Here is an 18,626-nt window from a genome sequence, read left to right on the forward strand (position 1 = left end):
TCATATAATTGCGCGGGTCTTCAAAACATCCAGCACGATCTTCGCCCCCGCCTCTCCGGCGGGGATTTCCGTCTGCATTTTCTGCCAGACCAGATCGAAGCCCTCCACCATGGCTTGACGCTCCCGCGTGTCGGTAGACAGGCGCTCCATCCAGCGGGCCAGCGATGCGCCGCGCAATTGCTCGTTCAGATATTCCGGCACCACGACATAATCGGCAATGATGCTTGGCAAGGCACCAGTCCAGGTCTTGATCCGGCTGTGCAGCAGCTTTATCAGCCAATCGGTCTTGTAGGTCGAGACAACAGGCACACCAGCCAGGCAAAGCTCCAGCAGCACCGTGCCTGAAGCTGCAATCGCCGCATCCGCCTCGGCAAAGGCGCGCCACTTTGCGTCCTCCCCGATAACCACGTCAGGCTTTTCTTCCCAATTGGCGACAGCTTCACGCACCTGACGCTCCCGCCGTGGCACGGTCGGCAGCACAAACCGCGTCGGCCCGTTGCGCTCAACGAAAATACGGGCAGCATCACGAAACACCGGAGACAGCGCCGAAATTTCCGCGCCGCGCGATCCCGGCAGCAGCATGATGGTTTTGGGCTCCTCTGCGACGGGGAGCGGACGCAGCATGCGGTCTGCTCTGCAGGCCAGCATGGCGGGGCTGGTGACCAGTCGATGACCGACAAAATGCGTTTCCGGCCCGCCAAGCCGTTGCATCACGGCTGGCTCGAACGGTAGGACGGCCAAAACACTATCGACATAGGCCAGCATCGCCTTGGCGCGGTATTCCTTCCATGCCCAGACGCTCGGGCAGACATAATTGACCACCGGCATGGTCGGGCAGGCAGCCCTCACCTTTTTTGCAACGCGATGGGTAAAATCCGGGCTGTCAACGATCAGCAGCAGATCTGGCTTGGCCGAGACAATCGCTTTGGCGGTCGTCCCGATCAATGTCAGGAAACGCGGCAGCTTGGCCAAGACCTGGGTAATGCCCATGACCGACAATTCCGAAAAATCAAACAATGAGGTCAGGCCCTGAGCCTCCAAAGCCGGTCCGCCGACCCCGATCAAGGTGATTTCGCCGTCATGGCGCTGTTTCAGCGCCGCAATCAGATCCGCACCCAGCAAATCGCCGGAGACTTCGCCAGCAATGACTGCGATCTTCAGGGGCCGGTTTTCCATGCTTCATTTCCCTCAGGGCAGACCCAATCGGGCTTCGCCCTCATGTTTAGTCTAATCGGGCTTCGCCCTCAGGTTCTAATTCAATACCGGAGATAAAAATACCCGCCGCATCAGCCTGTCTCAAGGTTTCCTGGCGTTGTAAAAGCAAGGCGCGTCCCGCCTGAACCGCGATCCCGGAAAGCCCGGCACGGGCTGCATTTTCAATGGTTGATTGCCCGATGGTTGGCAGGTCGGCGCGAATATCCTGCTGCGGCTTGCACAGTTTGACCAGCACGCCGCGCCGCCGCGATGAAATCCGCCCTTCGGCGCGAAGCTCGGCAACGCGCTGCAACATCCGGTCCGTGCCTTCAACACCTTCAAGAGCAACGATGCGCCCCCCGACGCTGACGGCCCCCTGGCCGACATCCAGCCGGCCCAACGCATCGGCGGCTTTGGCGGCGGCGGCAATGTCGCGCATGTCGTCATCGGTCGGTCGGGACGCACCGAGCGGCCCAAGCTCTGCAAGCAGTTGCGGCGCAATTTCATGCGCGCCCACCACCCGGCAGCCCTGCGACTCGATCAGTTGAATGACCATTTTCAGCACGGCGTCATCGCCACCCGACAACAGGGTTTTCACCGCAAAAGGCAGTTTCACCAAAAAGCGAAGATTAACGTGTATCTCTTTGAAATTCGGACGCTTTTTAACGCCACCCGACATCACAACTCGTTTAATGCCATGTCGTTTTATCAGGCTCGACAGCCCCGCCATGTCGCCAACCCCGATCACGGAGGACTGGAAACCCTCCCAGCGCTGGTCCGCCTCGTTTTTCAGCGGCAGGATGAAGGGATCTTCACCCGCCGCACGCGCTGCTTCGGCGACATAGACCGGCAGCATACCGCTGCCGGCAATGATGGCGAGACGCCCCTGCGGGCCGCTCATCCCTCAGCTCTTGCCACGGAACGGCGACGAGAGCGCCCGGTCGCTTTCGGCAACAATGAAATCCAGGATTTCAATGACCTCGGCGCAATCGGCAAACTCTTCGCGAATGGCCGCAGCCTTTTCACGAATGGCACCTTCTTCATCGAACAATGCTTTATAGGCCTTACGGACTCGGTGAATGGTGGCGCGTTCCACTCCGGCCCGGGTCATGCCGACCACATTCAATCCACCCAGCAGGCCTGGATTACCGTTCAGCATGCCATAGGGAATGACATCGTAGCTGCACGCCGTCAGCCCGCCGATAAAGGCCTGCCGCCCGATACGGGTAAACTGGTGAACGGCGGAGCCGCCACCAAGGATAGCCCGATCACCGATTTTGACATGGCCAGCCAACATCACGTTGTTGGATAGAATGATATGATTGCCGAGCTGGCAATCATGCGCCACATGCGAATTGGCGAGGAACAGATTGTTGCTGCCGACCACCGTGTGTCCGCCACCCTCTACCGTGCCGCAATTGATCGTCACGCCTTCACGCATCGTGCAATTGTCGCCGATGGTCAAGGTTGTCTGTTCGCCTGCATGATGGATGCTCTGTGGCTCGCCACCGATCACCGCATTGGGAAATATCCGGCTATTCTTGCCGACAGTGGTTTTTCCCGTCAGCACCACATGCGACATAAACTCAGCACCATCGCCCAACACGACCTTGGGACCGATATGGCAGAACGGTCCTATCGTCACATTTTCCCCGATAACCGCGCCATCTTCGATGACACTGGAAGGATGAATGCGGGCACTGGCTGGAATAACGGTCATTGGGCTTCCTTATTGACGATCATTGCCCCGATATCGGCTTCTGCGACAAGCGCACCATCCACCTTGGCATCGCAGTGGAACTTCCACACATTACCGCGCTGTTTCTGCTTGGTGACGTGGAACTCCACACGGTCGCCCGGCACAACGGGCTTGCGGAACCTGGCATTGTCGATCGTCATGAAATAAACGAGATCGCCAGCAGTTCCGGCCTTGCGTGCACAGATAGCCCCTGCCGTCTGCGCCATGCCTTCAATCAGCAGCACGCCTGGCATGATCGGCTGCTCGGGAAAATGTCCGGTAAACTGTGGTTCATTTGCAGTTACATTTTTGATGCCGATGGCCGCATTGTCGCCATCGATATCGATGATGCGATCCACCAGCAGGAAGGGATAGCGATGCGGCAGGAGCTTCATGATCTCCAGAATATCCGCACGTCCCAACTCTTTCTGCTCAACGGTCATTTCTGCCCCTTTCCAACCTTCGACTTGCCTTCAGACCGTCCCATGATCTGGGCGCAATCCCTGAGAAAATCCCCAAGCGGACGTGCCGGAATACCACCGAATTTCTCGCCCGGCGGAAGATCGCCAATAACACCGCTCATCGCGGCAATTTGAACACCGTCACCTATCTTGATATGGCCGTTAACGCCAGAGCCACCACCAATCAATACGCCATCGCCAATCACCGTGCTGCCGGCAATGCCAACCTGGGCAACGATGCCGCAATGGCGGCCGATGCGCACGTTGTGAGCGATCTGGACCTGATTGTCGATCTTGGTTCCTTCGCCGATGACAGTGTCATCCATCGTCCCGCGGTCAATCGTCGTATTGGCGCCGATTTCCACATTGTCCTGGATGATCACCCGTCCGATCTGCACGATTTTCACCATGCCGCGCGGGCCTGGCGCATAGCCAAAACCATCCTGGCCGATGCGTGCCCCGTTATGGATGATAACGCCATTGCCGATATAGCTAGCAATAATACTGGTGCCTGCGGCAATCGAACAATCGCGACCGATCTTGACACCACGGCCAATCACTGCGCCCGCGCCAATCAGACTGCCAGCGCCGATTTCCACATCCGCACCAATCACCGCCATTGGCTCGACCACAACTCCGTCCTCAAGACGGGCTGTCGGATCGACAAAGGCCGCAGGGGAAATATCGGGAGCGCCTGGCCGAGCCACAGGCAAAGGCTGTTTGCCATCCGGATGCAGAAACTGCCCTGCAAGGGCAAAAGCCGCATGCGGGTTTTTGATCAACAGGACCGGAATATGCTCAGGGATCAGCGATCGCAACGCGGCGTCACAGAGAATCGCGCCAGCATCGCAGGTTTCGAGTTCGGCTTTGTTGCGCCTCGACAGGATATAGCAAATATCGCCCGGCTTTGCCCGATAGACCGGTGCCACCGAACGAATGACGCGGTCACCCGCTTCATCCTGTAACAGTTCCGCCCCAAGACGGTCCGCCAGTTCTTTCAAACTGACGCCCGCGTGGGGCGGATAAAAAGTTTCATGCTCCATCACACCAATGTCCCAGACGAGTGAGTTTGTCTGAGGTTCGGACTATAGAAATCAGAACTGGTTCGCAATGGAGAATCGGAACTGCTGCACCTTGTCGTAATCTTCCTTGAGGATAGGCTGTGCGTAATCGAAGCGCAGCGGACCGAAAGGAGATGCCCAGACGATACCGGCACCAACAGATGCACGCCATGCCATATCTGTGCCCTGTGCTCCAGCACTGTTCTTCACTTCATTACCGTAAAGCGTACCGGCATCCGAGAAGACAGCGATGCGGAAGCCTGCATCCTGCGGAACGCCTGGAATAGGCATGCTCGCTTCAGCAGAAGCGGTGAAGTAGGTGGTGCCACCCAGGGAGTCGTCGTTGCTGTTCGGCATACGAACACCAATACCATTGTTCTCAAAGCCGCGGATTTCCTTACCGCCGATCTGGAACTGGTCGAAGACATTCAGGTTGTCGCCTGTAGCCATAACATGGCCGGCGCCGGCAGAAAGCGATCCGATAATATCATGTTCGTCCGACAGGCTCTTGAAGATACGGGCCTTACCATAGAGCTTGTAGTACTCGGAATCGCCACCGAGACCAGCAAACTCGTGGGTGAAGGTCGCATAGATGCCTTCGTGCGGCAGATTGCGATCATCCAGCGTGTTATAGGTAAAGGTCTGCGAAATCGAAGACACGACCCATGGGCTGCCGTTGATGAGGTCCTGATAGGGCTGCGAAAGTGACGTGGTCCAGTCGTCGACGCCCTTGTACTTGATCTGCTTGTACGTGTAGCGGAACGTCGTTGCCAGATCTTCAGTAATCGGCGCAGTGACGCGCAGAGTACCACCTTGTTCGTTGTAATCGTAATAGTCGTTGCTGCTCGTGCTGCTCTTGAACAGGTCAAAACCAACAGCGAGGCGGTAGCCGAGGAAGTAGGGCTCCGTGAACGACAGATTGTAGGTCTGGCTGTCATCCGTACCGGCACCAGCCGCTATACGGATATACTGACCGCGACCGAGGAAGTTCTTTTCTTCCACCGACGCTTCGAGGATCAGGCCATCGCCACCAACGGAGTAGCCAGCGCCGATACCGAACGAGCCGGTCGACTGGTCTTCAACATTGACGACAATGATGACGCGGTCTGGCGCACTGCCCTGAGCCGTTGTGATATTAACCGAGCTAAAATAGCCCAGCGCTTCAAGACGGCGCTTAGCGCGGGTAATGACTTCCTGGTTGAAAGCGTCACCTTCGCTGATATCGAATTCGCGGCGGATGACGTAATCGCGGGTGCGGGTGTTGCCCTTGACCTCGATGCGCTCGACATAGGCGCGCTCGCCCTGATCGACCATATAGGTGACGCCAATCGTGCCATTGCCCATATCGCGATTGCCGCGCGGAACAACACGGGCAAACGGATAACCCTTGGCGGAAACACGCTGCTGGATTGCTTCCATCGACTTCTGGATTTCGCGAGCGCTGTAGACGCCGCCCGGCGACGTCGTCACGAGACCCTTCAACTCAGTCGGGTCCACGCCTTCAACAGAGCTTTCGACATTGATGTCGGAGAATTTGTAACGCTGACCTTCGTCAACCGTGATGTTGACGGTATATTCGTTGGTCTGCTCGTTAAGCGCGGCATCCGAAGACGTGATCCGGAAATCGGCATAACCATGATTGTAATAGAACTGACGCAGAGCTTCCTCGTCAGCCTTCAACTTATCGTCGTTATAGACATCCTTACGGGTCAGGAACGACAAAGGATTGGATTTCTTGGTGGTGATAACAGCCGCAAGGCGGCTATCGCCATAGGCGTGATTGCCGACGAAGTTGATGGCAGCGATTTTGGTACGATCACCTTCATTGACGATAAAGGCGAGATTGACGCGGCCTGGACCAACCGGCGCGGTCTGAGTAGTCACTTCGACTTCACTGCGGCCGATGGCGGCATAGGCCTGCTTGATGCGGGCAATATCAGCCTGGATGAGTTCCTGGCTATAAGGACCGAGCGGCTGAGTCTGGACAACCGTCGACAGCTTGTCGTCTTTGATCTTCCGGTTGCCGTTGAACACGACCTGGTTGACCAACTGGTTCTCGTTGACCGTAACCACCAGCGCGCTGCCGGAAACCGAAATCTTCACATCGGAAAAATAACCCGTGGCGTAAAGACGCTTCACCGAATCGTCGATGTCGGAATTGGAAAAGGCCTTTCCAGGCTGGATCGTCAAGTTGGAACGAACAGCCTCCGTCCCGACACGCGTCGCGCCACGCACATCAATCCGCTGGATCAACGCCGCATTGGCAACAGAGGCAGATGCCACAACTGCGAGGCCTGCACTTAACGAAACTACACCAGCAGACAGCGCAATCGCTGACACCGCGTTCAAAAACTTTGAACCAGCCTTCATGTGAACTTCTAACCTTTTTTCCGTTGTCCCTCGGTCTTTAAACCGACTCCGGTCCGTTGGTGGTTTTAACCGCTTTTGCTCTACAAGCAAGACCAGTGGTTAATTTCCATTTACTTCGTTTCAACACGTGGCGTATTCGCCACTACCAAGTTGAAACATCGTAAACAAATCCTTATCATCAATGCAAGAACCACTCAGCCAATCAACCGGCTGATATCGTTCCATGTAGCGAACACCATCAGCGACAGAATCATGACCATCCCTACCTTGAACGCGATTTCCTGCGCACCGGCACTGACTGGTTTTCCACGTACTGCTTCTAGCGCATAGAGGATTAAATGGCCGCCATCAAGCACCGGAACCGGCATAAGGTTCAGTAACCCAATGGAAACCGACAAAACTGCCGCCAATTGCAGCAAAGCCACAACACCAAGTGTCGCAACCTGACCAGACGCCTGCGCGACCCTGATAGGTCCCCCCAGCTGATCGGCATTCATCCGCCCAGCAAACAGGTTGGCCAGATAATCATAGGTGCCGGTGACGATATTCCAGGTCTGTTCGACACCGGCACGGACCGAATCGATAGCCCCTAGTTTTTCCACACGAAAATTGCCGCTGGCAGCCGTAGTCATAATGCCGATCTGGCCCACTTCCATTTTGTTGCCAAAACGGTCGGTGGTTTCGGTCCGGCGCGGCGTCATCGATAGATCCACCTGGGATTCACCACGCTTGACGGTGACGACGATTGGCACAAGCGGGCGAACACTCACATAGCGGACCACATCGTCGAAGGTCTTGACGCTGCTGCCATCGAGCGCCACCAGGATGTCTCCCGGCTGCACACCGGCTTCAGCCGCCGCGCTCGCAGGCTTGACCTCTGCCACGACAGGATCGGAAACGGGCTTTCCATAAAGGCTGAAGGTTACCGAAAAAATTAAAATTGCCAGCAGGAAATTAGCAATTGGCCCAGCGGCAACGGTGGCTGCCCTTTTCCACAATTTTGCGCCGTTCAGTGTGCGGGCGCGGTCCTCAGGGCTCAGCGCCTCAAACTCAGCGGTATCTGTCTTGCTGGACGCATCGGCATCACCGAAGAAGCGCACATAGCCACCCAAGGGAATGGCGCTCAGTTTCCAGCGCGTGCCGTGGCGGTCATTGAAGCCGATCAGTTCCGGACCAAATCCCAGAGAGAATGCGAGAATCCTGATGCCCGACCAGCGCCCAACCAGATAATGGCCCATTTCATGCACGAAAACGATCAGCGACAGGACCAGAACGAAGGGAATGATATAACCCGTCAGGAAACCGATAACAGCCATAGGACGCCCTTCTCATATACTCGCTTTACCTATGCGCCAGATTGGCACCGCCGTAAAGCATACACATCACCACCGGCGATGGCAGAAACCGACCGACAGTCAAACGAATGTCAGTGACCGGCGAAATCGAACAACAGTCCGCCAACCGAATCGGTCACTCCGTTGTTGATCGCAGCAACAGCCATAGCAATCATAAATGCCGCGAAGCTTGCGGTCGCCAGCCCGTCGACCCGATCCATCACACCGCCGTGGCCGGGTATCAGATGACTGGAATCCTTGGCGCCGCAGCGGCGCTTGACGAAGGATTCAAACAGGTCTCCCATTTGGCTACAAATTGACAAGACCAGCGCCAGCGCAGGTATCCACCAGCCATAGACCGTGAAATAGGATGCCGTCACAGCATACCCGCCGATGATGGCCGCCACGGTGCCGCCGATGGCGCCGGACCAGGTCTTGCCGGGCGATATGCGGGGCGCCAGCTTCGGGCCACCGAGCGTGCGCCCGACGAAATAGGCGAAAATATCCGTGCTCCAGACAATGACGAAGACAAAAAGCATGGCGACAAAGCCGATGGCATCATCATCGCGAATGGACGCCAAAGTGACGATACAGGCTCCGGCATAAAATACGCCACCGGCAAGCCACCAGGACCAGCGACGCAAAAATGTAAGGAAAACCAGCGTCAGTGTGAACCCGGAAAGCAAGGGGAGACTTAAAGAGGTATCGCCCGCCACAACATTGCCGGCAATGACCGCAACCGAAAGCCAGCCGATGGCAAGACCGCGGATACTGACCTCGCCGAGCCGGGTCATCGTCGACCATTCCCAGAACACGGCAAGGCCGATGACGGCGGCGAGCCCCCGGAAAGGCAGGTCACCGGTCCAGGTGGCGGCAAGCACCACCGCGACCATGACGATGGAAGACAAGATACGGAGCCTGAGTTCTCTGGTCATGGCCGGCTACGATCCGGCAACCACGGCGGCGGCAGGTGCCAGGCCGCCGAACCGCCGATTGCGGGAGGCATAAAGTTCCAAGGTCGCCAAAAAATTCTCGCGGCTAAAATCGGGCCAATATTCCGGGACGAAAATCAATTCGGAATAAGCAGCCTGCCAGAGCAGGAAATTCGACAGACGTTCCTCGCCGCTGGTGCGGATGATCAGATCCGGGTCGGGTATTCCCGCCGTATCCAATCTGGCCGAAATCGCCTCCGGTGTGATCGCGCTGGCCGGTAAAAGCCCTGCCTGCACATCGCGCACCAGGGCTGAGACCGCCCTGGTCATCTCATCGCGCGCACCATAATTGAAGGCAATCACCATGGTCATGCCGGTATTGGTGCGGGTGGTCTCCTCTGCCTCGATCAACAGCTTGAGAATGTCGCTCTTCAGCGAGCTGCGCTCACCGATGATCCGCACCCGGACGTTATTGGCGCGGAGCTCGGCGAGATCACGTCGCACGAAAGTCTTGAGCAAACCGAACAGGTCGGTGATCTCGGTTTCCGGCCTGCGCCAGTTTTCCGATGAAAACGCAAACAGGGTCAGATAGCGCACGCCGATTTCGCCTGCCGTGCGAACCACGGTCTGCAAGGCTTCCATTCCCTGCCGGTGGCCATAAGCGCGCGGCATGCCGCGCTGATTGGCCCAGCGTCCATTGCCATCCATAATGATGGCAACGTGCTCAGGAACGGCGGAAATATCCAAAGTCGTCATATCAGGTCCTGCATTGGCGTCGCAGAGAAGGCGAAATGTGCAGATTAGACCTGCATGATTTCCTTTTCCTTTTCAGCAAGCAAGCGATCGATATCGGAAATCGTGTCATCCGTCATCTTTTGCAGCTTTTCCGAAAGGCTTCGCGCATCATCCTTACCGATTTCGCCATCTTTTTCAGCCTTCTTCAGGCTGTCCATACCATCGCGGCGAACATGGCGGATCGCGACTTTCGAGTTTTCGGCATAACCATGCGCCACCTTGACCAGCGACTTGCGGCGCTCTTCGTTCAGCTCCGGCAGGGGAATGCGCAGGTTTTGGCCGTCGACAATCGGGTTGAGGCCGAGATTGGATTCCCGGATTGCCCTGTCAACCGCACCAACCATGCTCTTGTCCCAGATGGAGACACCCAGCATGCGCGGTTCCGGCACGGTGATATTGGCCACGGTGTTCAGCGCCACGCGCGAACCATAGGCTTCAACCATGACCGGGTCGAGAATGTTGGCCGAGGCGCGACCGGTGCGCAACGAGGCGAGGTCGCTCTTGAATGCGTTGATCGCGCCATCCATACGGCGCTTGATATCGTTGAGATCAATACCTGCTGTCATCTTACAGTCTCCGACAATTCTTCAGTGACGCCTTGAAAACGTGAAACGATCCGTCTGTCAATCGGTCCCGGCTGCCATTCGCCTCCGTCAATCGTCATTAACGACTGTTTTCACACCGCCGCCTTGCAGGATGGCGCTGAAGCCACCTTTTTCGTGGATGGAGAAGACAATGATTGGGATCCGGTTTTCCCGCGCCAGGGCAACGGCGGTGACATCCATCACCGCCAGACCCTTTTCGAGCACTTCAGCATGGGTAATATGGTCGAAGCGGGTGGCTGTCGGGTCTTTCTTCGGGTCGGCGGTATAAATGCCGTCCACCTGGGTGCCTTTGAAAATCGCCTGCGCACCCATTTCGGCAGCGCGCAGGGCTGCGGCAGAATCGGTGGTGAAGAATGGATTGCCGGTGCCGCCAGCGAAAATCACCACCCTGCCTTGCGACAGATGATGAACCGCGACGCGCTGCGAAAAACTCTCACAGATTTCCGGCATGGCAATGGCCGAAAGCACCACGGTGTCGATGTCCAGCTTGCGCAGCGAGGTTGCCAGCGCCAGCGCATTGATGACCGTGCCGAGCATGCCCATATGGTCACCGGTTACCCGGTCGCCGCCCTTGGAGGCGACGGCCACGCCGCGAAAGATATTGCCGCCGCCGACCACGACGCCGACTTCGACGCCCATGGCGCGCGCCTCTGCGATATCGCCAGCGATCCGGTCGGCAACCGCGACATCAATGCCGAAGCCCTGGCTGCCCATCAGGGCTTCACCGGAGGCTTTGAGGAGAACTCGTTGATAAATGGGCTTGGAGGTCATGGTCTCTCCTGAAATGGAACCTGCCGCCTGATGAACACCCCCAGCTTAAAGACCGGCGGACGGTGGAACATAGGCCGCAATGGTGAAAAACGTCACGATATGGACCGCAGCTGACGATGAGCGCGGGCACCAGCAATGCCGGATACACGAAGGGCACCGCGTTGTCACGCGATGCCCTGACTTTTCCCATGATTGGAATGTTTTACGGTAAAGAGCGATCAGCCCTTGGCGACAGCCGCCACTTCGGCGGCGAAATCGCTTTCTTCCTTCTCGATTCCTTCACCCAGCAGCAGACGGGCGATGCCGGTGATCTCGATCGGCGCGCCGACGTCCTTTTCCGCTTCCTTGAGGGCAGCAGCAACGGTCTGGTCGGGGTTGATAACGAAAGCCTGCGACAGCAGGGCAACGTCTTCGAAGAACTTGCGCATCCGGCCTTCAACCATCTTTTCGATGATGTTTTCCGGCTTGCCCGATTCGCGCGACTGCTCGATGAACACATTGCGCTCGCGTTCGGCAACAGCGGCGTCTACTTCTTCAGCGCGCACGGCCAACGGGTTGGTGGCGGCAACATGCATGGCGATCTGACGACCGATGGTGTTGAGTGCTTCCTTGTTGCCGGTCGACTTCAGGGCAACCAGCACGCCGAGCTTGCCGAGGCCGTCCGATACAGCGTTGTGAACGTAGGTGGCGACAACGCCGTCTTCAACCTTCAACTGTGTTGCACGGCGAAGCGCCATGTTCTCACCGATGGTGGCAATCGCATCCTTGATCGAATCAGCAACCGTCTTGCCAGTCGCGGCATAGTTTGCTGCATTGATGGCATCGACAGTGCCGTCGGTGGAGAGTGCGACGGTGGAAATGCCGCGAACCATGTCCTGGAAGGCGTCGTTGCGGGCAACGAAGTCGGTTTCGGAATTCACTTCGACGACAACGGCGGTGGTGCCGGCGCTGGCAATACCGATCAGGCCTTCGGCTGCGGTACGGCCGGACTTCTTGTCGGCCTTGGCAATGCCCTTGGCGCGCAGCCAGTCGATGGATGCTTCCATGTCGCCGCCGTTTTCAGCCAGCGCCTTCTTGCAATCCATCATGCCTGCGCCGGTCTTTTCGCGCAGTTCCTTCACCATTGCAGCAGTGATCTCGGTCATTGTTTGCCTCTTTGTCTGTTCAGGGGCGGGCCAAAGGACAGATGCCTGAAACCGGCGCCCGGATTGGGCACGACTTGTACCCGGAAATGTTACAGCGTGATGAAATCACGTCATCACGTAAGCGGGGAAACCGCAAGGCGGCTCCCGCAAAAGGAAACCCATTCAAAAGAGCGGGCCGCCGCACAGCCTGACGCTGACGGGCGGCCCATCAATCTTTTGTCAAAGGCGGGGCAAGCCCGCCTTCATGCATCCGATTGCATCAAGCCTCGGCAGAGCCTTCCAGAGCCGGCTCGATCGGAGCCTCAACCATGGCGCCGATATCACGGCCAGACGAACCCTGCTGGCGAGCGATACCGTCGATGGCAGCGCGCGAGATCAGGTCGCAGTAGAGAGCGATGGCGCGCGATGCGTCGTCATTGCCTGGGATCGGGTAATCGATCAGGTCCGGATCGCAGTTCGAGTCGATGATGGCAACGACCGGAATGCCCAGGCGCTTGGCTTCATCGATAGCGATCTTTTCCTTGTTGGTGTCAACGATCACCATCAGATCAGGGGTGCCGCCCATGTCACGGATACCGCCGAGAGCCTTGTCAAGCTTTTCGCGTTCGCGCTCAAGGTTCAGACGTTCCTTCTTCGTGAAGCCCTGGGCTTCCGAATTCAGGATTTCGTCGAGCTTGCGCAGGCGCTGGATCGAGTTGGAAATGGTCTTCCAGTTGGTCATCATGCCGCCGAGCCAGCGGGAATTGACGTAATACTGGGCCGAACGCTTGGCAGCATCGGCGATCAGGTCAGAGGCCTGACGCTTGGTGCCGACGAACAGAACGCGACCGCCACGAGCAACCGTGTCAGATACGACCTGCAGGGCGCGCGACAGCATCGGTACGGTCTGAGCCAGGTCGATGATGTGAATGTTGTTACGATCGCCGAAGATATACGGCTTCATCTTCGGGTTCCAGCGATGTGTCTGGTGGCCGAAGTGAACGCCAGCTTCCAGAAGCTGACGCATGCTAAAATCAGGCAATGCCATGCCTTTTTCTCCTTTTCCGGTTGAACCCCCGTGAAGCAAACAGCGTCTTTTTCAAAACGCCACCGGGCGGAACGGACCGGATGTCTCCCGGCCTATCCCAAGCTTCACGTGTGGAATGCCGGTCGCCATAGAACGATTTGACGGCCAAGGCAAGTGTAGGGCCGAGAAAAAGCCTGCAATTGCTACTTTTGCGCCTTGCAGGCCGTCGGCGGCAGCAATTCCAGCTTGGAAAGCTTGCCCGTCAGGACAACATCACCGTAATCCAGCGTCAGGTCGCGCGTCACTCCATTGTCATAGAGGTCGAATGACTGGGTATAGACCGGCAATTGATCGCCATCCGACTTGTCGTCGTAATAGGCGATGGCGACCGGCCAATAGGTACGGCCCGACAGGGGGTCCTTGGTATCGCCCGTCAGCTTTTTCGATGTTCCCAGCACCGTCGTGGTCAAATAGCTCTTGTCGCCGTCTTCCGTGCCATCAAACACACGAGCCTCGAAGAAGCGATTGCCCTTCCTGGCGCGTTCGATCATATCAAGCATATGTTGCGCCGGGAATCGCGCCGAGGCCAGTTCCAGCTCCTTCTTCTGCGGCTCCTTCAACTCGATACGCAGACCATCGGTTTTCGCGGCAGCAGCGCCTTTGACATCCTTGTCCAGTTTATCGTCGGTAAAACTTTTCGATTCGAAATCGAACCGTTTGGCGGCCATGTCCTCGAACGTGCGAACCTGTTGATCGGTGACGCTGACCTGATCGCCGGTCTCGATTTTGGTGACGAATCGAAAGCTGGTGGAATAGCCATCACAGGCCGAGCCGTTGAACTCATAGACCATACGGCCACTCATATTGTCGACGCCGGACTGATCGGTCGCCTTTTTCAGCTGGATATCATAGGTGGCGCGATGTGGCGCGAGATCGCCTACAGCCTGCGGATCGACCTTGACGGATGTCACCGCGGTGTTTGCCGTCAATGCCATAACAAGGGCCAAGGTCAACTGCGGCATCGATATTCTCCTGTTGCGGTCTGGCTTGATGCTATAAGAACTGAGTTGTCAAAAGCGAGGCGCTTACGCAACTTGCCTGAGTTTATCACCACGTTTCCGTTTTCATGCTAGCTGGGATTTGATCATGTCCGACACTATCGACAGCCGCCTTGCCGCCCTTGGCATTACCCTGCCCCAGGCCGCAGCACCTGCTGCCAATTATGTACCCTATGTCATCAGCGGCAACCTACTTTATCTCTCCGGCCAACTTCCGATGGAATCCGGCAAAATTGCCGTGAGCGGCTTGGTTGGCAGCGATGTGGATCTGGCCTCGGCCCAGCGCGCCGCAGAACTGTGCGCCATCAATATTCTGGCCCAGGCAAAATCGGCACTAGACGGCGACCTTTCCCGCATTGCCCGCGTCATCAAGCTCAACGGCTTCGTGGCATCAGGCCCCGGCTTTACCGATCAGCATCTGGTGATCAACGGCGCTTCAAACCTGATCGCCTCGGTGCTGGGTGAGGCTGGCAAACATGCGCGCGCCGCCGTTGGCATGGCCGCCCTGCCGATGAACGCCGCCGTCGAGATCGATGCGATCCTGGAGATCCGCCTGTGACGGATGCCAGCTGGATCAAGGACACGCCGGTTGCCCATCGCGGTTTTCACGACCAGAACAAGCTGGTCTGGGAAAATACGCTGTCAGCCGCCCGCCGCGCCATAGAGGCCGGTTTCGCCATCGAATGCGACCTGCAATACACCACGGACAGCGTGCCGGTGGTGTTTCACGACGACGACATGCAGCGCCTGTGCAACATGACCGGCGACGTACGCGCCCGAACCTCGGCGGAACTGAAAATGATGTCGGTTGGCGGTACAGCCGACAAGGTGCCGACGCTGCGGCAATTGCTCGATCTGGTCAAGGGTCAGGTGCCACTGGTGATCGAGCTGAAAGGCAGGCTCGGCGACGACGAAGGCTTTGTCGAGGATGTACTGGAGGTTCTCACCGGCTACCAGGGCAAAGTCGCGCTGATGAGCTTCGACCATCATCTTTTGAAAGAGCTGAAGGCCAATGACTGCCCCTACCCGGTCGGACTGACCGCCGAGGGCGCCAAGCCGGAAAACTTCTTTGTCCATGACGAGGCCATGCAGCTCGGTCTGGATTTCATCTCCTATTGCGTCGCCCATCTGCCCAACAGCTTCATCGAGGCGCAGCGGCAGAAAAACATTCCAGTGATCACATGGACGGTGCGGGATGAAATCATGCGCGCCCACACCTATACTTACGCAGATCAGATGACGTTTGAAGGCTTTGACCCACGCGAGACCGTGGCATCATAACCTTGTAATGGAGTGGCATGACACAAGAGGTCATCATTCGGGTTGAGCAGTCCTTCAAGGCCATCAACCAAAGCGCATGGAACAGGCTTTCCGGTGCCGCCAAGGCATCGGGAGGCGAAGCCTATAATCCGTTCAACAGTTGGGCCTATCTTTCGGCTTTGGAAGAATCGGGCTCTGCCACCGCCAAAACCGGCTGGCTTGGTCATCATCTGCTGATGGAGGATGGCGACGGGCAATTGCTTGGTGCCATGCCCTGCTATCTCAAGAGCCATAGCCGGGGTGAATATGTGTTCGACCAGGGCTGGGCCGATGCTTTCGAGCGGGCTGGCGGGCAATATTATCCGAAATTGCAAGCCTCCATCCCGTTTACGCCTGCAACTGGGCCAAGGCTGATGGTTGCGGATGGCGTCGAGCCGGAAAGCGCCCGCGCCTCGCTGGCCTCCAGCTTTGCTGAAATATCCCGTAAGCTCGGCGTCTCCTCGGCCCATGCGACCTTCCTGCCGGACAACGAGCTGGAGCATTTCGAGGATGCGGATTTCCTGCATCGGCTGGATCAGCAATTCCACTTCATCAACCAGGGCTACGCCAATCACGACGCCTTTCTGGAGACTTTGGCGTCGCGCAAACGCAAGGCCTTGAAGAAGGAGCGGCGGGCGGCGCTGGAAAACGGCATAACCATCGATTGGCTGACCGGCAGCGACCTAACCGAAGCGATCTGGGACCAGTTTTTCACCTTCTACATGGATACCGGCAGCCGAAAATGGGGCAAGCCCTACCTGACCCGGCAATTCTACTCGCTGATTGGCGAGCGTATGGCAGAGGACATTCTGCTGGTGATGGCCAAACGCGACGGCCGCTATGTGGCGGGCGCCATCAACTTCATTGGCGAGGATACGCTGTTCGGTCGCCATTGGGGCTGTAGCGAGGATCACCCCTTTCTGCATTTCGAGGTCTGCTACCATCAGGCCATCGACTTTGCCTTGGCCAAAGGCCTGAAAAAGGTTGAAGCGGGGGCGCAAGGCGAGCATAAGCTGGCGCGCGGCTACCAGCCGGTTACCACCCATTCCGCCCATTACATCGCCCATCCGGGCCTGCGCCGGGCCATCGCCGACTATCTGGAACGCGAACGCGAAGAGGTGGAGCACATCGGTGCCTATCTCGGCGAACATACGCCGTTTCGCAAGGGCGAGCGTCAGCCGCGCGACGGCGAGGAAATCGATGGCTGACCTTGATTGACAGGTCAGGACCAGGATAGACAGGACCCGGTAACGGAGACAGATAATGACCATTTCGGCCTATGATCCAGACAATATTTTCGCCAAGATCCTCAAGGGCGACATCCCCTCGATCAAGCTTTATGAGGATGACGACGCGCTGGCCTTTATGGATGTAATGCCGCAGGCGCCGGGCCATTGCCTGGTGATTCCAAAGCAGGGCTCCCGAAATCTGCTGGACGCCGATCCGGCTGTGCTGGCGAAACTCATTCCAGTCGTGCAGAAACTGGCTGCTGCCGTCAAACAGGCCTTCGATGCCGACGGTGTCTACGTTGCGCAATTCAACGAGCCTGCCGCAGGCCAGACCGTGTTTCACCTCCATTTCCACGTCATTCCCCGCCATGACGGCCAGCCATTGAAGCCACATGTGGGCGGCATGGAGAATATCGACGTGCTGAAGGCCAATGCCGCGAAGATTATCGCAGCGCTATAGCACAAACAAACCTACCGCTAACACACCCAGCGACACCAGAACGCCAACGATGATCCGCTGACCGGCAAGCAGGAACGCTGCAAAGCCGAGACCGGTGGCCGTGAGCCGCAGCCAGAGCGGCGAGTGTTCCAGTGTTCCGGTTGGAAAGACGATCAACTTGGCAGTCACGGCCATGACCAGGGCCGTGGCGACTGCCCTCACCCAATAGAGCGGCTCGGAACCTTCCTGAAGGCGGTTTCCGGCCAGCACGCCCAGCCAGCGCCAGAGATCGGTCGCCAGCCAGCCAGCGACGATGATAACCAGATAGGGCCAGAACTCCGCCATCATAGCTCCTCCGCCAGGTTTTCAACCGGCTGAATATCCGAGGGCTCATGGCTTCGGCGGCGGATTTGCCGGTCGATCAGATAGGCAAGCGTGCCGCCTCCCAGTCCTGCGATTAGGATGTCGAAACCTGGAGCTGCGAGTGCCAGCAGCGGCCCGGAGACGATGCCGATCACGAAGGCGATCTTCACAACCCGCTGCTTGCCCGTCGCCCAGATCGAGGCGACGAAATAGACCGGCGTGAGGAAAAACAGCAGACCGGCAACAAGCGGCGGCAGGCTGGAGACAAGGCCATAGCACACACCGACCAGAATGGTATTGACTGCCACCAAAGTCAGGCCAAAGCCCGCGAAGAACGCCACCCGCCCTTCGCGCGGCACGGTCTTCAGATTGCCCATCGCATAGACCCAGGCGGTAATGGCGACGAAATGCGACAGGAACAGCAGGAGCCAGGTCGGTGTCTTGCGGTCGCGCATCTCCGGCACCAGTGAGGCAACCATCGGCATCATCCGGATTGAGGAAAGCGATACGGCCAGAAAACAGGCCAGCAGATTGGCACCGCTCGACATCATTCCGATCAGGATCATCTTGGCAGGCAAGGCCCAGACGATCACCGTCATGAACATCGCTTCATTGCGGCTGACACCGCTTTGCAACGCGAAGGCGCTGAAACCGACAAACGATACCATGAGAATAATCGCCGGCAGGCTAAAAAGGCCGCGCATGCCCGTGAAGAACCAGCGCAACTGACTGCGGTCGGCAAGAAGGAGAGATGACATAAGATTTCCAGCAAAAGTGCGAAACGGCCTACAGCGCCAAAAGAATTAGCGCTTCCGCTCATGACAAT

The 18,626-nt window shown here is 57.6% G+C and carries 20 protein-coding genes; 4 read left to right on the top strand and 16 right to left on the bottom strand.

The window, feature by feature from the left end; translation table 11 throughout:
- The 14 genes from lpxB to G6L01_RS08300 all read right to left on the bottom strand — a co-directional run bounded on the left by lpxB (position 1) and on the right by G6L01_RS08300 (position 14,434).
- A complete protein-coding gene (gene lpxB / locus G6L01_RS08235) occupies positions 1–1,176 on the bottom strand; it encodes a lipid-A-disaccharide synthase (RefSeq protein ID WP_071207208.1) in 1,176 nt (391 codons plus the stop codon).
- 46 nt (positions 1,177–1,222) lie between these two features.
- Complete coding sequence (locus G6L01_RS08240; protein WP_071206430.1) at positions 1,223–2,095, bottom strand: LpxI family protein; 873 nt, start codon at positions 2,093–2,095, stop codon at positions 1,223–1,225.
- Between the two features lie 3 nt (positions 2,096–2,098).
- Positions 2,099–2,914, bottom strand: coding sequence for an acyl-ACP--UDP-N-acetylglucosamine O-acyltransferase (gene lpxA / locus G6L01_RS08245; protein WP_070164889.1), 816 nt, complete (start codon positions 2,912–2,914; stop codon positions 2,099–2,101).
- Positions 2,911–3,375, bottom strand: a complete 465-nt coding sequence (fabZ, locus tag G6L01_RS08250; protein ID WP_015916223.1) for a 3-hydroxyacyl-ACP dehydratase FabZ — start codon at positions 3,373–3,375, stop codon at positions 2,911–2,913. The genes lpxA and fabZ overlap by 4 nt, the downstream gene beginning before the upstream one ends.
- Entirely contained in the window at positions 3,372–4,436 is a 1,065-nt protein-coding gene (gene lpxD, locus G6L01_RS08255) for a UDP-3-O-(3-hydroxymyristoyl)glucosamine N-acyltransferase (RefSeq protein WP_070164890.1), read from the bottom strand. Before lpxD ends, fabZ begins: the two co-directional genes overlap by 4 nt.
- A gap of 51 nt (positions 4,437–4,487) precedes the next feature.
- Positions 4,488–6,824 (bottom strand): outer membrane protein assembly factor BamA, encoded by a 2,337-nt coding sequence (gene bamA / locus G6L01_RS08260; protein ID WP_070164891.1) that lies wholly within the window; start codon positions 6,822–6,824, stop codon positions 4,488–4,490.
- A 194-nt stretch (positions 6,825–7,018) separates the two neighbouring features.
- Positions 7,019–8,140: an RIP metalloprotease RseP gene (gene rseP / locus G6L01_RS08265; RefSeq protein ID WP_070164892.1), complete on the bottom strand. Its 1,122-nt coding sequence runs from the start codon at positions 8,138–8,140 to the stop codon at positions 7,019–7,021.
- 110 nt (positions 8,141–8,250) lie between these two features.
- Complete coding sequence (locus G6L01_RS08270) at positions 8,251–9,093, bottom strand: phosphatidate cytidylyltransferase (protein ID WP_070164893.1); 843 nt, start codon at positions 9,091–9,093, stop codon at positions 8,251–8,253.
- Between the two features lie 6 nt (positions 9,094–9,099).
- On the bottom strand, positions 9,100–9,846 hold the full coding sequence (locus G6L01_RS08275) for an isoprenyl transferase (RefSeq protein WP_070164894.1): 747 nt from the start codon (positions 9,844–9,846) through the stop codon (positions 9,100–9,102).
- A gap of 44 nt (positions 9,847–9,890) precedes the next feature.
- Complete coding sequence (gene frr / locus G6L01_RS08280) at positions 9,891–10,451, bottom strand: ribosome recycling factor (protein WP_015916229.1); 561 nt, start codon at positions 10,449–10,451, stop codon at positions 9,891–9,893.
- An 87-nt stretch (positions 10,452–10,538) separates the two neighbouring features.
- Positions 10,539–11,261: a UMP kinase gene (gene pyrH, locus G6L01_RS08285; RefSeq protein WP_070164895.1), complete on the bottom strand. Its 723-nt coding sequence runs from the start codon at positions 11,259–11,261 to the stop codon at positions 10,539–10,541.
- A gap of 218 nt (positions 11,262–11,479) precedes the next feature.
- Complete coding sequence (gene tsf / locus G6L01_RS08290) at positions 11,480–12,406, bottom strand: translation elongation factor Ts (protein ID WP_070164896.1); 927 nt, start codon at positions 12,404–12,406, stop codon at positions 11,480–11,482.
- Positions 12,407–12,665: 259 nt separating this feature from the next.
- A complete protein-coding gene (rpsB, locus tag G6L01_RS08295; protein WP_060717043.1) occupies positions 12,666–13,433 on the bottom strand; it encodes a 30S ribosomal protein S2 in 768 nt (255 codons plus the stop codon).
- Between the two features lie 182 nt (positions 13,434–13,615).
- Positions 13,616–14,434, bottom strand: a complete 819-nt coding sequence (locus G6L01_RS08300; protein ID WP_070164897.1) for a cell envelope integrity EipB family protein — start codon at positions 14,432–14,434, stop codon at positions 13,616–13,618.
- 124 nt (positions 14,435–14,558) lie between these two features.
- Between G6L01_RS08300 and G6L01_RS08305 the strand changes: the two genes are divergently transcribed.
- Genes G6L01_RS08305 through G6L01_RS08320 form a run of 4 tightly spaced genes read left to right on the top strand, consistent with a single transcriptional unit; the run spans position 14,559 to position 17,458 of the window.
- Complete coding sequence (locus G6L01_RS08305; protein ID WP_070164898.1) at positions 14,559–15,029, top strand: RidA family protein; 471 nt, start codon at positions 14,559–14,561, stop codon at positions 15,027–15,029.
- On the top strand, positions 15,026–15,751 hold the full coding sequence (locus tag G6L01_RS08310; protein WP_070164899.1) for a glycerophosphodiester phosphodiesterase: 726 nt from the start codon (positions 15,026–15,028) through the stop codon (positions 15,749–15,751). Before G6L01_RS08305 ends, G6L01_RS08310 begins: the two co-directional genes overlap by 4 nt.
- A 17-nt stretch (positions 15,752–15,768) precedes the next feature.
- On the top strand, positions 15,769–16,977 hold the full coding sequence (locus G6L01_RS08315) for a GNAT family N-acetyltransferase (RefSeq protein ID WP_070164900.1): 1,209 nt from the start codon (positions 15,769–15,771) through the stop codon (positions 16,975–16,977).
- Positions 16,978–17,032: 55 nt separating this feature from the next.
- Entirely contained in the window at positions 17,033–17,458 is a 426-nt protein-coding gene (locus tag G6L01_RS08320) for an HIT family protein (protein WP_070164901.1), read from the top strand.
- Here G6L01_RS08320 and G6L01_RS08325 read toward each other — a convergent pair.
- Both G6L01_RS08325 and G6L01_RS08330 read right to left on the bottom strand, forming a co-directional pair.
- Positions 17,453–17,785, bottom strand: a complete 333-nt coding sequence (locus tag G6L01_RS08325) for an AzlD domain-containing protein (protein ID WP_070164902.1) — start codon at positions 17,783–17,785, stop codon at positions 17,453–17,455. The genes G6L01_RS08320 and G6L01_RS08325 overlap by 6 nt on opposite strands.
- Positions 17,782–18,558, bottom strand: coding sequence for an AzlC family ABC transporter permease (locus tag G6L01_RS08330; protein ID WP_070164903.1), 777 nt, complete (start codon positions 18,556–18,558; stop codon positions 17,782–17,784). Before G6L01_RS08330 ends, G6L01_RS08325 begins: the two co-directional genes overlap by 4 nt.
- Positions 18,559–18,626 lie beyond the last annotated feature (68 nt).

Origin of the sequence: Agrobacterium vitis, assembly GCF_013337045.2 — a bacterium.
Classification (GTDB): Bacteria; Pseudomonadota; Alphaproteobacteria; order Rhizobiales; family Rhizobiaceae; genus Allorhizobium; species Allorhizobium vitis_B.

Bases quoted from the DNA above. Each gene is read 5' to 3' on its own strand.
- lpxB (WP_071207208.1), bottom strand. From the start codon at position 1,176: ATGGAAAACCGGCCCCTGAAGATCGCAGTCATTGCTGGCGAAGTCTCC.
- G6L01_RS08240 (WP_071206430.1), bottom strand. From the start codon at position 2,095: ATGAGCGGCCCGCAGGGGCGTCTCGCCATCATTGCCGGCAGCGGTATG.
- lpxA (WP_070164889.1), bottom strand. From the start codon at position 2,914: ATGACCGTTATTCCAGCCAGTGCCCGCATTCATCCTTCCAGTGTCATC.
- fabZ (WP_015916223.1), bottom strand. From the start codon at position 3,375: ATGACCGTTGAGCAGAAAGAGTTGGGACGTGCGGATATTCTGGAGATC.
- lpxD (WP_070164890.1), bottom strand. From the start codon at position 4,436: ATGGAGCATGAAACTTTTTATCCGCCCCACGCGGGCGTCAGTTTGAAA.
- bamA (WP_070164891.1), bottom strand. From the start codon at position 6,824: ATGAAGGCTGGTTCAAAGTTTTTGAACGCGGTGTCAGCGATTGCGCTG.
- rseP (WP_070164892.1), bottom strand. From the start codon at position 8,140: ATGGCTGTTATCGGTTTCCTGACGGGTTATATCATTCCCTTCGTTCTG.
- G6L01_RS08270 (WP_070164893.1), bottom strand. From the start codon at position 9,093: ATGACCAGAGAACTCAGGCTCCGTATCTTGTCTTCCATCGTCATGGTC.
- G6L01_RS08275 (WP_070164894.1), bottom strand. From the start codon at position 9,846: ATGACGACTTTGGATATTTCCGCCGTTCCTGAGCACGTTGCCATCATT.
- frr (WP_015916229.1), bottom strand. From the start codon at position 10,451: ATGACAGCAGGTATTGATCTCAACGATATCAAGCGCCGTATGGATGGC.
- pyrH (WP_070164895.1), bottom strand. From the start codon at position 11,261: ATGACCTCCAAGCCCATTTATCAACGAGTTCTCCTCAAAGCCTCCGGT.
- tsf (WP_070164896.1), bottom strand. From the start codon at position 12,406: ATGACCGAGATCACTGCTGCAATGGTGAAGGAACTGCGCGAAAAGACC.
- rpsB (WP_060717043.1), bottom strand. From the start codon at position 13,433: ATGGCATTGCCTGATTTTAGCATGCGTCAGCTTCTGGAAGCTGGCGTT.
- G6L01_RS08300 (WP_070164897.1), bottom strand. From the start codon at position 14,434: ATGCCGCAGTTGACCTTGGCCCTTGTTATGGCATTGACGGCAAACACC.
- G6L01_RS08305 (WP_070164898.1), top strand. From the start codon at position 14,559: ATGTCCGACACTATCGACAGCCGCCTTGCCGCCCTTGGCATTACCCTG.
- G6L01_RS08315 (WP_070164900.1), top strand. From the start codon at position 15,769: ATGACACAAGAGGTCATCATTCGGGTTGAGCAGTCCTTCAAGGCCATC.
- G6L01_RS08320 (WP_070164901.1), top strand. From the start codon at position 17,033: ATGACCATTTCGGCCTATGATCCAGACAATATTTTCGCCAAGATCCTC.
- G6L01_RS08325 (WP_070164902.1), bottom strand. From the start codon at position 17,785: ATGATGGCGGAGTTCTGGCCCTATCTGGTTATCATCGTCGCTGGCTGG.
- G6L01_RS08330 (WP_070164903.1), bottom strand. From the start codon at position 18,558: ATGTCATCTCTCCTTCTTGCCGACCGCAGTCAGTTGCGCTGGTTCTTC.